Annotated in this window: 11 protein-coding genes; 4 read left to right on the forward strand and 7 right to left on the reverse strand. The window is 68.4% G+C overall.

Going from position 1 to position 14,251, the window contains the following annotated elements:
- The first annotated feature begins 310 nt into the window (after positions 1-310).
- The 3 genes from FHX60_RS03420 (at position 311) to parC (ending at position 5,625) form a co-directional block, all read left to right on the forward strand.
- A complete protein-coding gene (locus tag FHX60_RS03420) occupies positions 311-2,302 on the forward strand; it encodes a DNA topoisomerase IV subunit B (RefSeq protein ID WP_183282551.1) in 1,992 nt (663 codons plus the stop codon).
- A 91-nt stretch (positions 2,303-2,393) separates the two neighbouring features.
- Positions 2,394-3,203, forward strand: coding sequence for a lytic transglycosylase domain-containing protein (locus tag FHX60_RS03425; RefSeq protein ID WP_183282552.1), 810 nt, complete (start codon positions 2,394-2,396; stop codon positions 3,201-3,203).
- Between the two features lie 79 nt (positions 3,204-3,282).
- Positions 3,283-5,625 (forward strand): DNA topoisomerase IV subunit A, encoded by a 2,343-nt coding sequence (gene parC / locus FHX60_RS03430; RefSeq protein WP_183282553.1) that lies wholly within the window; start codon positions 3,283-3,285, stop codon positions 5,623-5,625.
- Between the two features lie 63 nt (positions 5,626-5,688).
- Here the strand turns inward: parC and FHX60_RS03435 are convergent, their stop codons facing one another.
- Both FHX60_RS03435 and FHX60_RS03440 read right to left on the reverse strand, forming a co-directional pair.
- Positions 5,689-7,518, reverse strand: a complete 1,830-nt coding sequence (locus FHX60_RS03435; protein WP_092307280.1) for an ABC transporter ATP-binding protein — start codon at positions 7,516-7,518, stop codon at positions 5,689-5,691.
- A gap of 180 nt (positions 7,519-7,698) precedes the next feature.
- Entirely contained in the window at positions 7,699-9,381 is a 1,683-nt protein-coding gene (locus FHX60_RS03440; protein WP_092307371.1) for an L-lactate permease, read from the reverse strand.
- A 412-nt stretch (positions 9,382-9,793) separates the two neighbouring features.
- Here FHX60_RS03440 and FHX60_RS03445 point away from each other — a divergent pair, with 412 nt between their 5' ends.
- Positions 9,794-10,447 (forward strand): LysE family translocator, encoded by a 654-nt coding sequence (locus FHX60_RS03445; protein WP_112774585.1) that lies wholly within the window; start codon positions 9,794-9,796, stop codon positions 10,445-10,447.
- 27 nt (positions 10,448-10,474) lie between these two features.
- Here the strand turns inward: FHX60_RS03445 and FHX60_RS03450 are convergent, their stop codons facing one another.
- The 5 genes from FHX60_RS03450 to FHX60_RS03470 form a co-directional block, all read right to left on the reverse strand.
- Positions 10,475-11,119: a glutathione S-transferase family protein gene (locus FHX60_RS03450; protein ID WP_183282554.1), complete on the reverse strand. Its 645-nt coding sequence runs from the start codon at positions 11,117-11,119 to the stop codon at positions 10,475-10,477.
- 37 nt (positions 11,120-11,156) lie between these two features.
- A complete protein-coding gene (locus FHX60_RS03455) occupies positions 11,157-12,341 on the reverse strand; it encodes an aminotransferase-like domain-containing protein (protein ID WP_092307286.1) in 1,185 nt (394 codons plus the stop codon).
- Between the two features lie 61 nt (positions 12,342-12,402).
- Entirely contained in the window at positions 12,403-12,732 is a 330-nt protein-coding gene (locus tag FHX60_RS03460) for a DHCW motif cupin fold protein (protein ID WP_183282555.1), read from the reverse strand.
- Between the two features lie 7 nt (positions 12,733-12,739).
- Positions 12,740-13,207, reverse strand: a complete 468-nt coding sequence (locus FHX60_RS03465; protein ID WP_112774588.1) for a RidA family protein — start codon at positions 13,205-13,207, stop codon at positions 12,740-12,742.
- Between the two features lie 11 nt (positions 13,208-13,218).
- On the reverse strand, positions 13,219-14,217 hold the full coding sequence (locus tag FHX60_RS03470; RefSeq protein WP_183282556.1) for a DMT family transporter: 999 nt from the start codon (positions 14,215-14,217) through the stop codon (positions 13,219-13,221).
- Between the last annotated feature and the right edge of the window lie 34 nt (positions 14,218-14,251).

Consider the following 14,251-nt stretch of genomic DNA (forward strand, 5'->3'; position numbering starts at 1 on the left):
GCGGCGCCGACAGGGATTGTCTGTGCTTGTTGTTTTACCGCGCCGGAACGGCAATCAGGCTTGCCGGGGCCGGGTGGTGGGGAGTTTACTCCGCCTCGGGAAAACGCGTACGGCGCCGCCCGCACCCGCGGCGCCCCGGCAAAAAGTGCCGGTGGCCCGGCAAGCCGGACCGGCGCAGGTCGTGGGGCACGCGCGTTTTTTCTGCGGGATTGGCGTCGCGCGCTTCCATTACAATGCAGTGCCCGGTGCCACGGCGCGTGCACAGTTGTGCGCCTCGCGGCAGCCGGACCATCACTTTCGTAGCGACTCCATGGCGAGCAAAACCAGTCAGTACAGCGAATCTTCCATCCGGGTCCTGAAGGGCCTGGAGCCGGTCAAGCAGCGCCCCGGCATGTACACCCGGACCGACAACCCCCTGCATATCGTGCAGGAGGTGATCGACAATGCCTCCGACGAGGCCCTCGGCGGCCATGGCTCCGAGATCCTGGTGACCCTGCATCGCGACGGCAGCCTGAGCGTGGAGGACGACGGCCGCGGCATCCCGGTGGGCATTCACCCGGAAGAGGGCGTGCCCGTGGTCGAGATCGTCTTTACCCGGCTGCATGCCGGCGGCAAGTTCGACAAGGGCAAGGGCGGCGCCTATGCCTTTTCGGGTGGCCTGCACGGCGTGGGCGTGTCGGTGACCAATGCCTTGTCGACGCAGCTGGACGTGACCGTGTGGCGCGACGGCATGTGCTCGACGCTGACCTTCTCCGGCGGCGACGTGACCGTGCCGCTGGCCTCGCGCAAGCTCGAGCGCGGCGAGAAAAAGAATGGCACGCGCGTGCAGGTGTGGCCGGACGCGAAATATTTCGATTCGGCCGCGATCCCGCTGGCCGAGCTGCAGCGCCTGCTGCGCAGCAAGGCCGTGCTGCTGCCGGGCGTCAAGGTCACGCTGGTGACCGAAAAGACCGGCGAGCGCCAGACCTGGCAGTACGACCAGGGCCTGAAGGGCTACCTGGTCGAGGCGCTGGCCCAGGGCAGCGGCGCCGAACTGGTGATCCCGATGTTCGAGGGCGAGCACTTTGCCGACCCCGACGCCAATCCCGGCGAGGAAGGCTTTGCCGACGGCGAGGGCGCCTCGTGGGTGGTGGCCTGGACCGAGGACGGCGCGCCGGTGCGCGAGTCCTACGTCAACCTGATCCCCACGCCGGCCGGCGGCACGCACGAGTCCGGCCTGCGCGAAGGCCTGTTCCAGGCGGTCAAGAGCTTTATCGAGATGCACGCGCTGCAGCCCAAGGGCGTCAAGCTGATGAGCGAGGACGTGTTCGCGCGCGCCTCGTTCGTGCTGTCGGCCAAGGTGCTGGACCCGCAGTTCCAGGGCCAGATCAAGGAGCGCCTGAACAGCCGCGACGCGGTGCGGCTGGTCTCCACCTTCAGCCGCCCGGCGCTGGAGCTGTGGCTGAACCACCATGTCGAGTACGGCAAGAAGCTGGCCGAACTGGTGATCCGCCAGGCCCAGGCGCGCACGCGCGCGGCGCAGAAGGTCGAGAAGAAGAAGGGCTCGGGCGTGGCCGTGCTGCCCGGCAAGCTGACCGACTGCGAGTCCACCGACGTGACCCGCAACGAGCTGTTCCTGGTCGAGGGCGACTCCGCCGGCGGCTCGGCCAAGATGGGCCGCGACAAGGAATTCCAGGCCATCCTGCCGCTGCGCGGCAAGGTGCTGAACACCTGGGAGACCGAGCGCGACCGCCTTTTCGCCAACAACGAGGTGCACGACATCGCCGTGGCGATCGGCGTGGACCCGCACGGCGCCACCGACGAGCCCGACCTGTCGAACCTGCGCTACGGCAAGATCTGCATCCTGTCCGATGCCGACGTCGACGGCGCGCATATCCAGGTGCTGCTGCTGACGCTGTTCTTCCGGCATTTCCCCAAGCTGATCGAGACCGGCAACGTCTATGTGGCGCGTCCGCCGCTGTTCCGCGTCGATGCTCCCGCGCGCGGCAAGAAGCCGGCGCAGAAGCTGTACGCGCTGGACGAGGGCGAGCTCGAAGCGATCCAGGACAAGCTGCTCAAGGACGGCGTCAAGGAAAACTCGTGGCAGATCTCGCGCTTCAAGGGCCTGGGCGAGATGAGCGCCGAGCAGCTGTGGGAAACCACCATGAACCCCGACACGCGGCGCTTGCTGCCCGTGATGCTGGGCGAATACGACCTGCCGCAGACCGTCGAGATGATGAACATGCTGATGGGCAAGGGCGAGGCCGCCCAGCGCCGCAGCTGGCTGGAAGAGAAGGGCAACGAGGTCGAGGCCGATATCTGAGGCGGGGCGCCGCCGGCGCGGGCGCGCCGGTGCCAGCCAGGCCCGATTGGCGCATAATGCCCGCTCCGGTCCGCCTCCTCTGGAACGCACGATGAAGACGAGAACCCACGGCAATCCCTGGCGCAAGGCAACCGCAGTCCTGCTGGCGCTGGCCGGTCTCGCCTGCGTGCCGGCTGCGCATGCCGAGCTGTGGGGCTTTATCGATGCCGACGGCGTGGCGCACTTCGCCGACCAGAAGCTGGATGCGCGCTACAAGCTGTTCATGAAGGACGGCGGCAGGCTCGACACCGGGCGCCTGGCCGCGCGGCAGGCGCAGGCGGCGCGCGGCGACATCGACCTCGAGCAGCACAAGCTGTACCGCTACGTCCTCAACCATCCCAATATCAAGACCGTCGAGCCGCTGATCCACCAGATCGCCGGCAAGCAGGATGTCGATCCCGCGCTGGTCAAGGCGGTGATGGCGGTGGAGTCCGGCTTCAACCCGGCGGCGGTGTCGCCCAAGGGCGCGATCGGCCTGATGCAGGTGATTCCCGACACCGGCGCGCGCTTTGGCGTCAGCGCCGATGCGCGCCGCACCATCGAGCAGAAGCTGGCCGATCCGCGCACCAACATCACCGCCGGGGTGCGCTACCTGAGCTGGCTGATGCAGCAGTTCCCCAACAACCTCGAGCTGGTGCTGGCGGCGTACAACGCCGGCGAGGGCGCGGTGCAGCGCTACAACAACCGCATCCCGCCGTATCCGGAGACGCGGCAGTATGTCAGCACCGTGCTGCAGTTCTACCGGCTGTACCAGCCGCAGCAGGGCGTGGTGCTCAAGCACGCCAGCGCCGGCGCCGGCCCGGGCGATGGCAGCGGCCCGCGCGTGAAGATGGTGATCGGCGCGCGCCGGCCCATGCCCTGACCGGCACCCAAGAATCACAAGCAACCGGTGCGCCGGCCGTTGAGGTCCGACGCGTGGCGCGCCGAATCCTTGCCTATCCATGGAACAACAAGACATCACGTTTCAACCTGAAGAGCCTGCCGATTCGCTGACGCTGGCCCGCTACGCCGAGCGCGCCTACCTGGACTACGCCGTCAGCGTGGTCAAGGGCCGCGCGCTGCCCGAGGTGGCCGACGGCCAGAAGCCGGTGCAGCGGCGCATCCTGTTCGCGATGCACGAGATGGGACTGCGCGCCGACGCCAAGCCGGTCAAGTCCGCGCGCGTGGTCGGCGACGTGCTGGGCAAGTTCCACCCGCACGGCGACCAGTCCGCCTATGACGCGCTGGTGCGGCTGGCGCAGGATTTCTCGCTGCGCTATCCGCTGATCGACGGCCAGGGCAACTTCGGCTCGCGCGACGGCGACGGCGCCGCGGCGATGCGCTACACCGAAGCGCGCCTGACGCCGATCTCGCGGCTGCTGCTCGACGAGATCGACGAAGGCACGGTCGATTTCATCCCCAACTACGACGGCTCGATGCAGGAGCCCAGGCTGCTGCCGGCGCGGCTGCCGTTCGTGCTGCTCAACGGCGCCTCGGGCATCGCGGTGGGCATGGCCACCGAGATCCCGCCGCACAACCTGCGCGAGGTCGCCGGCGCCACCGTGGCGATGATCCGCAACCCGAATATCTCGCTGGCCGAGCTGCTGGCGCTGATGCCGGGGCCGGACTATCCCGGCGGCGGCCAGATCATCTCGCCGGCGGCGGACATTGCCCAGATCTACGAGAACGGCCGCGGCAGCCTGAAGGTGCGCGCGCGCTGGACCATCGAGGAAATGGCGCGCGGCCAGTGGCAGCTGGTGGTGACCGAGCTGCCGCCGAACACCTCGGCGCAGAAAGTGCTGGAAGAGATCGAGGAAATCACCAATCCCAAGATCAAGACCGGCAAGAAGGCGCTGACGCCGGACCAGCAGCAGCTCAAGGCCACCGTGCTGGCGGTGCTGGATGCGGTGCGCGACGAGTCCGGCAAGGACGCGCCGGTGCGGCTGGTGTTCGAGCCCAAGAGCAAGAACATCGACCAGCAGGAGTTTATCCAGACCCTGCTGGCGCATACCAGCCTGGAATCCGGCGCGCCGATCAACCTGGTGATGATCGGCACCGACGGCCGTCCGCGCCAGAAGGGCCTGCGCGAGATCCTGGCCGAGTGGATCGCGTTCCGCTTCGACACCGTCACGCGCCGCACGCGCCATCGCCTGGGCAAGGTCGAGGACCGCATCCACATCCTCGAAGGCCGGATGCTGGTGCTGCTCAATATCGACGAGGTGATCCGCATCATCCGCGAGAGCGACGAGCCCAAGCCCGCACTGATCGAGGCCTTCGGCCTGAGCGACCGCCAGGCCGAGGATATCCTGGAAATCCGGCTGCGCCAGCTGGCGCGCCTGGAAGCGATCCGGATCGAAAAGGAACTGAAGGACCTGCGCGAAGAGCAGGCCGACCTGGACGTGCTGCTCAAGTCCGAGACCATGATGCGCCGTCGCATCATCAAGGAGATCGAGACCGACGCCAAGCAGTACAGCCCGGAAGACAAGGACCCGCGCCGCACGCTGATCCAGGAAGAGCGCCGCGCCGCGGCCGAGGTGCGCGTGATCGACGAGCCGGTGACGGTGATCATGTCGCAGAAGGGCTGGGTGCGCACGCGCCAGGGCCATGGCCACGACCCGCAGCAGTTCACCTTCAAGGCGGGCGATGCACTGTACAACACCTTCGACTGCCGTACCGTCGACGTGCTGCTGGTGTTCGGCACCAACGGCCGGGTCTATTCCGTGCCGGTCTCCAGCCTGCCGGGCGGGCGCGGCGACGGGGTGCCCATCACCACGCTGATCGAGCTGCAGTCCGGCAGCCAGGTGGCGCACACCTTTGCCGGCAGCGCCAGCCAGCGCGTGCTGATCGCCACCGCGAGCGGCAACGGCTTCCAGACCACGGTGGGCGACATGACCGGCCGGCAGAAGGGCGGCAAGTCGTTCCTGACGCTGGACGACGGCGATGCCCCGCTGCCGCCGGCGCCGATCGGCGCCGAGGCCACGCACGCTGCCTGCCTGTCCGGCAACGGCCGCCTGCTGCTGGTGGCGCTGGATGAAGTCAAGGTGCTGTCCGCCGGCGGCCGCGGCGTGATCCTGATGGAGCTGGAACCCAGGGAGAAGCTGCTGCAGGCGGTCGCCGTGGGCGCGCCGGGACTGGTGCTGTCCGGCGCGGGCCGCGGCGGCAAGCCGTCGTCGCAGAAGCTGGCCGGGCAGTCGCTGCTGCCGTACGTGGGCAAGCGCGCGCGCAAGGGCAAGCAGCTCGAGGCGAAGCTGAAGGATCCGAGGATCGATCCGGTACGGGTGGAGCCGCCGGGCAACGGCAACTGAGTTCGCCGGAGCCAGTGTTTGCTCCCCTCTCCCGCAAGCGGGAGAGGGGAACAAACAGCGGGATCAATCCACCCCCACAAATCCCCCCGTCTGATGCGCCCACAATCGCGCATACAGCCCCCCATGCGCGAGCAACTCCGCGTGCGTTCCGCTCTCCACGATATGCCCGTTGTCCAGCACCACCAGCCGGTCCATGCGCGCGATCGTCGACAGCCGGTGCGCGATGGCAATCACTGTCTTGCCTTGCATCAGCGTTTCCAGGCTGTCCTGGATCGCCGCTTCCACTTCCGAATCCAGCGCCGAGGTCGCTTCGTCCAGGATCAGGATCGGCGCGTTCTTCAGCAGCACCCGCGCGATTGCGATGCGCTGTCGCTGTCCGCCTGACAGCTTCACGCCGCGCTCGCCCACCTGGGCCTCCAGCCCGGTATTGCCGTGGGCATCGACCAGGTTGGGAATGAACTCGTCGGCGCGGGCGCGGTGCAGCGCTTCGGCCAGCTCGGCCTCGGTGCTGGAGGGTTTGCCGTACAGCAGGTTCTCGCGGATCGAGCGGTGCAGCAGCGAGGTGTCCTGCGTGACCATGCCGATCTGCGCGCGCAGGCTTTCCTGCGTGACCGTGGCGATGTCCTGGCCATCGATCAGGATGCGGCCGCTCTCCACGTCATAGAGTCGCAGCAGCAGGTTGACCAGCGTCGACTTGCCCGCGCCCGAAGGGCCGACCAGGCCGATCTTCTCGCCCGGCCGCACCGTCAGGTTGACGCCCTCGATCACGCCCGAGCCCTTGCCGTAGTGGAACCCCACCTGCTCGAAGCGGACTTCGCCGCGCGTGACGCGCAGCGGCTGCGCGTTGGCGCGGTCGGTGACCTGGCGCGGCACCGCGATGGTCTTCATGCCGTCCTGCACCTGCCCGACGTTCTCGAAGATGCCGTTGACCACCCACATGATCCAGCCCGACATATTGTTGATGCGGATCACCAGCCCGGTGGTGAGCGCGATCGCGCCGGTGGTGACATGGCCGGTGCTCCACAGCCATACCGCCAGCCCGGTGGTGCCGGCGATCAGCGCGCCGTTCATCGCGGTGATGGTGACGTCCATGCCGCTGACCATGCGCCCGGCCTGCCGCGTCTTCTCGGTCTGCTCGGCCATGGCGTCGCGCGCGTAGTCCTCTTCCTGCCGGGTATGGGCGAACAGCTTGAGCGTGGTGATATTGGTATAGCCGTCGACGATGCGCCCCATCAGCCGCGAGCGCGATTCGGTGGCAACCACCGAGCGCTGCTTTACGCGCGGCACGAAGTACAGCAGCGCGGCCACGTAGCAGACGATCCACAGCAGCAGCGGGATCATCAGGCGCCAGTCGGCCTGCGCGAACAGCACCAGCGAACTGACCGCGTAGATCGCCACGTGCCACAGCGCGTCCACCGCCTGCACCGCGGAGTCGCGCAGCGAAAAGCCGGTCTGCATGATGCGCTGGGCGATGCGCCCGGCAAAGTCGTTCTGGAAGAACGACAGGCTCTGCTTGAGCACGTAGCGGTGGTTCTGCCAGCGGATCAGGTTGGACAGGCTGGGGCTGATCACCTGGTGCACCAGCACGTCGTGCAGGCCGAAGAAGATGGGGCGCAGCAGCACCGCCACCACCGCCATCCACACCAGTTCGTTGCGGTGCCGGCTGAAGAACTCGGCGCCGGGCGTGGTCTGCGCCATGTCGACCAGCCGGCCGAGGAAGCTGAACAGCGCCACCTCGATCAGCGCGCCGACCAGGCCCACCAGCAACAGCAGCACGAACACGCCCCAGACCTCGCGCAGGTACCACGTGTAGAAGCGCAGCACCTGGCCCGGCGGCTCGCGGTCGGGCATATGGCGGAAGGGGTCGATCAGTCTTTCCAGGCGACGCAACATGGCGGGGTTCCCGTTGTGTGCCACGGCACGCCCGCTCGTCCTGGTGGGATGCCGGGCGCTTGCGGCGGATCAGACGCAACATGATACGCGCCTTGCCCAACGGAAAAGCCCCGCCTGGGGCGGGGCCTTTTCCGGAACGCCATGGGGATACCGCTGCCGCGGGCAGCGGCGTCAGCTGCGTCAGGGGTGGTGGATCACCATATGCGTGAACGGCGGCACGTAGGCCTGCAGCGTCACGAACAGGCCCACCAGGATCGCCAGCACGATCGAATGGAAGAACACGTAGCGCAGGATGTCGCCCTCGTGGCCGTACCACTTGGTCGCGGTCGACGCCACCACGATCGACTGCGCGTCGATCATCTTGCCCATCACGCCGCCCGAGCTGTTGGCCGACGCCATCAGCACCGGCGACAGGCCCAGCTGCTCGGCGGTGGTCTTCTGCAGGCCGCCGAACAGCACGTTCGAGGCCGTGTCCGAGCCGGTCAGCGCCACGCCCAGCCAGCCCAGCATGGTGCCGAACAGCGGGTAGAACACACCGGTGTGGGCAAAGGCCAGGCCCAGCGTGGCATCGAGGCCCGAGTAGCGGGTCAGGTAGCCGACGCCGAACATCGCGCAGATGGTCAGCAGCGAGTAGCGCACCAGCTTGATGGTTTCCCAGTACTCCCTGAACAACCGCGGCACCGAGTAGCCCATCAGCAGGCCGCCGGCGATGGCCGAGACGAAGATGCCGGTGCCGGCCATCGACAGCACGTTGAAGTTGAACACCGCGCCTTCGATGACTTCCTTCGGCACCACCGGCGGCACCTTGACGATGGCCTTGTCCAGGCCCGGCACCGGGAATTTCCAGGCCCACAGGCTATCCATCAGCTTTTTGAATTCGGGGATGCCCCAGACGAACACAAACACCGTCAGGATCACCCACGGCATCCAGGCCTTGGCCACCGAGATCCCGGCCGAGGCGGCGCTGGCGCGGGCGTCGGCTGCCAGCGCTTCGGGGTGGTCGACCTTGGAGTCGTCGTGGCGGCCCAGGATCTTGGTCGAAGTCCAGATTTCCTTCGGATGCCAGATCTTCAGGAACAGCGTCAGCGCGCCCATCGACACCAGCGCGGCGATCACGTCCACCAGCCACGGGCCGTGGAAGTTCGACACCAGGTATTGCGGGATGGCGAAGCTCACGCCCGCCACCAGGATCGCCGGCCAGATCGCGAGCATGCCGCGGAAGCCGGCAAAGGCCCAGATCAGCCAGAACGGCACGAGCACCGAGAAGAACGGCAGCTGCCGGCCGATCATGGCCGACAGGTCGAGCAGGTCCAGCCCGGTCACGGACGCCAGCCCGATGATCGGCGCGCCCAGCGCGCCGTACGCCACCGGCGCGGTGTTGGCGATCAGCGCCAGGCCCGAGGCCGCCAGTGGCGAGAAGCCCAGCCCGATCAGGATGGCGCCGGTCACGGCCACCGGCGTGCCGAAGCCGGCCGCGCCCTCGAAGAACGCGCCGAAGCTGAACGCCACCAGCAGCAGCTGCAGGCGGCGGTCTTCGGTGATGCCGGAGATCGAGTTCTGCAAGACCTTGAACGATCCGTTCAGCGTGGTGAGCCGGTGCAGGAAGATGATGTTCAGCACGATCCAGCCGATCGGGAACAGTCCTGACACAATGCCCAGCCCCGCCGCCTTGCCCGCCATTGCCGCCGGCATGCCGAACACGGTCGAGGCAACCACGATGCCGATCACCAGCGCCAGGCCCGCCGCCAGGTGCGCCTGCATATGAAAGAAAGCCAGCGCTGCCAGCAGCACGGCGACGGGAATGCCCGCGGCAATGGTCGACAGCGCCATATTGCCTAGCGGGTCATAGACTTGACTCCACACGATCGAAATCCTCCTCTGGTTTGGCTCGGGCGCCCGGGCGATCTGCGTGCCCTGGAACTCCCGCATGCGCTTTGCACCGGCGTGCGTTATCCGCCGCGCCGGCAAAGAACAAGGATTTTAAAAACGGCCTTGCCGGCGCCCGCCGTACATCGCGTCATGAACGCGATGAGCCACATTCAGGGATCAGGGTTTGTCCGGAGAGCATGGCGGTGCACATGGGGCCCTTGCGGCACACCCGGCCAGAGTACTCTAAACGGCGCCCGTTGCAAAAGTATGCAAGCCAGCCGCGCGCCGCATGACCCGCCCTGGCGACGTTTCCGGCCGGCTGGCGCGGGCGCGGCCATGGCGCCATACTGGCGGGCAGCGCGCCGGCACGCCGCGGGCGCCATCACTCTTCAGGCGAGGTTTCCCCATGACTGAATTCCTTCCGCCGTGGCCGTTGCTGACAGCCTTCGTGGTGGCCAGCCTGGCGCTGGCGATCACGCCGGGCCCGGCCGTGGTCTATATCGTCACGCGCACGCTGGCGCAGGGCCGGCAGGCCGGGCTGGCCTCGATCGGCGCGGTGGCGCTGGGCAACCTGGGCAATGCTATCGGCGCCTCGCTGGGGCTGGCGGTGCTGTTCTCGGTCTCGGCGCTGGCGTTCACGGTGGTCAAGTACGCCGGCGCGGCCTACCTGATCTGGCTGGGCCTGCGCGCGCTGCGTGGCGCGGGCACCAGCGCCGCCGGCGGCGCCCCGGAAGAGTCGCCGCGCAGCCTGCGCCAGGTGGTGCGCGATGGCTTCGTGGTGGCGCTGCTCAACCCCAAGACCGCGATCTTCTTCGCGGCCTTCCTGCCGCAGTTCATGAACCCGGAGGGTTCGGCACTGGCGCAGAGCCTGGCGCTGGGCGTTGCCTTCGTGCTGATCGCCGCGACCACCGACGCCTGCTACGTGATGGCCGCCGCCGCGGTCATGCCGGCGCTGCGCCGCGCCGGCCGGGCGCGCGCAATGGGCCGCTACCTGACCGGCGCGGCCTTTATCGGGCTGGGGATCTTCACGGCGGCGTCGGGCTCGCGCGCGCCGAAGTAGCAGGGCGGGTGAAAAAACTGCCGCGGCTCAGCGCAGCGGCAGTTCCAGGATGCCGCCCGCGGCGGGGCGGGCGCGCAGGGCGTTGAGCCAGCGCTGGAGCTCGGGGCGCGGCTGGTGCCGGCGCGGCAGCCCCATCCAGCGGTGCGCGGCGCAGGCCAGCGAGATGTCGGCCATGGTGAAGCGGTCGCCGCCGATGAATTCGCGCCCGACCAGCGCCTGGTCCAGCAGCGCGGCGAGCGGCTCGGTGCGCTCGCACGAGGCCTCGATGGCGGCCGCATCGCGCTCGGCTTCGGGCTTGCGCACCAGGTTCAGGAACGCCGTCACCATCGCCGGGCTGAAGGCGGTGGTCTGCCAGTCCATCCAGCGGTCGGCCGAGGCGCGCGCCTTCACGTCCTCGGGCCACAGCGTGCCCTCGCCGTAGCGCGCGCACAGGTAGCGCACGATCGCGTTGGATTCCCACAGCACGAAGGGCTCGCCGCCGACATCCGTGCCGCGGAAATCCTCGATCACGGGGATCTGGCGGTTAGGGTTCAGGCGCACGTAGGCCTCGGTGTCGAGGTCGCCCTTGGTCACGCCGATATCGACGCGCTCGTGGTCCAGGTGCAGCTCGCGCGCGCACCAGACTACCTTCTGCACGTTGATGGAGGAAAGCCGGCCCCAGATACGCAACATGTCGTCTCCCAAGTGAAGTGCGCCCCTTGCCGTGGCGTCAGGCCGCGCGCGGCTGCCGCGCCGCGGCAATGGCTTCGCGGAACAGCTCGCCGAGGATCGCCACGCCTTGCTCGATGCGCTCCGCCGGCACCGTGACAAAGGCCAGGCGCAGCGCGTTGCGCTTCGGGTTGTTGGCGTAGAACGGCGCGCCCGGCACGTAGGCGACGTTGCGCTTCACCGCTTCTTCCAGGATCACCATGCTGTCCAGGCCCTCGGGCAGCTCCATCCAGATGAACATGCCGCCTTCGGGCGCATTCCAGCTGACGCCCTCGGGCATGTGGCGCTTCAGCGCATCCAGCATGGTCTGGCACTGCTTGCCGTAGAGCTCGCGGATGGTCGGGATGTGGGTGTCGAGCAGGCCGTCGCGCACGGTCTCGTAGGCCACGCGCTGGGTGAAGGTGGGCGTGTGCAGGTCCGAGGCCTGCTTGGCCTGGCACAGCTTGAAATGCAGCTCGGGTGGGGCGATCACATAGCCCAGGCGCATGCCGGGGGCCAGGATCTTCGAGAACGAGCCCATGTAGATCACGCCGTCGGGGTTCATCGACAGCAGGCTCGGCAGCTGGTCGCCGGTGTAGCTGAGCGCGCCGTACGGGTCGTCCTCGACCAGCAGCACGCCCAGTTGCTGCGCGCGCGCCACCAGCGCCTGGCGGCGCTCGAGCGGCAGGCGGCGCCCGGTCGGGTTCTGGAAGTTGGGCAGGGCGTACAGGAAGCGCGCGCCGGCGGTCAGCTCGGGCGTCAGCGCCTCGGGCAGCAGGCCCTTGTCGTCGCTGGGGATCGAGACGAATTCCGGCTCGAACAGCGAGAACGCCTGCAGCGCGCCGAGGTAGCTGGGGGTTTCCACCATCACCTTGCTGCCCGGGTCGATCATCACCTTGGCGATCAGGTCCAGCGCCTGCTGCGAGCCGGTGGTGATCAGCACGCGCTCGACCGCCACGTCATGGCGCTTGGCGACGAACTCGCGCAGCGGCAGGTAGCCTTCGGTCGCGGCGTATTGCAGGGCCGCCTGCGGGTTGTCGGCGAAGACGCGGGCCGTCGCGGCTTCCATCGCCGCTACCGGGAACGAGGCCGGCGACGGCAGGCCGCCGGCGAACGAAATGACTTCCGGACGCTCGGTCACCTTCAGGATTTCGCGGATGGCCGAGCTGGTGAGTTGCTGCGCCCGGCGGGAAATGGCCCATTTCATGATGTGTCTCTAGTGGTCTGCGGTAATACTGGGGAGAGCGGCCATGGCAACGGCCGGCCGCTCAGTCAACGATAAACAGTCTGGCACCCTTGGGCGAAGACGAACGGTGCGCTTCCGCCTGGTCGGCGACCTGGTAGCTGGTGCCCGCGCCGAGCACGAACTGCCGGCCGTCTTCCAGCTCGGTATGCAGCTCGCCCTCCAGCACGAACAGGATATGGCCCTTGCTGCACCAGTGGTCGGCCAGGTAGCCGGGCGAATATTCGACCATGCGCACGCGGATGTCGCCGAACTGGCGCGTGCGCCAGATGGCCTCGCCGTGCTCGCCGGGATGGCGCGTCGGCGCGATCGCCGCCCAGTCGGTGGTGCCGAAGGGCAGGTTGTCGATCCGCATGCAGTCTTCAGCCCTGCACTTCGGCGATCAGCTCGATCTCGACGCAGGAACCCAGCGGCACCTGCGCCACGCCGAACGCGCTGCGCGCGTGCTTGCCCTTGTCGCCGAAGACTTCGGCCAGCAGCTCGGAGGCGCCGTTGGTGACCAGGTGCTGCTCGGTGAAGTCGGTGGTCGAATTGACCAGGCTCATCACCTTGACGATGCGGGTAACGCGGTTCAGGTCGCCGACGTGCGCATGCAGCGTCGCCAGCAGGTCGATGGCGACGGCGCGGGCGGCGGCCTTGCCGGTGTCGGTGTCGATGTCCTGGCCCAGCTTGCCGGTCCATACCTTGCCGTCCTTGCGCGCGATATGGCCGGACAGGAACACGGTATTGCCGGTCTGCGCGGCCATCACATAGGCGGCGGCGGGGGTGCTGACGGCCGGCAGTTCGATGCCGAGGCGGGCAAGGGTATCGTAGACCGAGGTTTGGGACATGTAGGCTCCAGTCAGTGAATGCGTCCGGGAAGGATCGGTGAGGGTTCCGGGGCAGGTGCGGATTGCTGCACGGCGGCGCGGCGGCCCAGGGCTACGACGGCAATCACAGCCACCGCGAAGGCGATGGTGGCAGCGTCGAGCGGCTCGGACAGGATCAGCGCGCCGCCCGCCAGCGTCAGGAACGGCTGCAGCAATTGTATCTGGCCGACGCGGGCCACGCCGCCTTTTGCCAGGCCGGCGTACCAGAAAAGAAAGCCCACGAACATCGAGAACACCGAAACATAGGCCATGCCGCCCCAGGCCCGCGGCGACGCCGCGGCAATCGCCGGCAGGTCGCGCAGCGTCAGCCAGGCCACCACCGGCACCAGCACCGGCAGCGATACCACCAGCGCCCAGCTGATGGTTTCCAGCCCGCCCAGCTCGCGCGACAGCTTGCCGCCCTCGGCATAGCCGAGCGCGCCCAGCAGCACCGCGCCGAACAGGAACCAGTCGGCATGCTGCAGGCCGCCGGCGCCCTGCCATACGGCAAAGCCGACCACCAGCGCGCTGCCGGCCACCGCCGACAGCCAGAACGCCGGCGACGGCCGCTCGCGTCCGAACCACGCGGCGAACACCGCGGTCGCCAGCGGCAGCAGGCCGATCACGATGGCGCCGTGGCTGGCCGGCACCTCGCGCATGGCCAGCGAAGAAAACAGCGGAAAGCCGGCCACCACGCCCAGCGCGGTCACGGCCAGCCGCGCCCATTGCCCGCCGCGCGGGCGCCGGCCCGCGCGCAGCGCGCCGCGCCAGGCCAGCAGCGCCAGCGCCAGCAGCGCGGCCAGCACGGCCCGCGCCAGCGCGACGAAGATCGGATCCAGTTCGGCCACCGCCATGCGCGTAAACGGCAGCGTCTGGCTGAAGATCGCCACGCCGGTCAGGCCCAGCAGCATGCCGCCGGAGGTCGGCACGGCAGCAGCCGGAGGTGTCGTCGATGACAAGGGGGTTTGCGGAGCGGGGCGGCTGGCGGGCATGGTTGGCCTCTGTGTTGTCAGGGGTGTCGATGGC

Origin of the sequence: Cupriavidus alkaliphilus (assembly GCF_014191175.1) — a bacterium.
Classification (GTDB): Bacteria; Pseudomonadota; Gammaproteobacteria; order Burkholderiales; family Burkholderiaceae; genus Cupriavidus; species Cupriavidus alkaliphilus.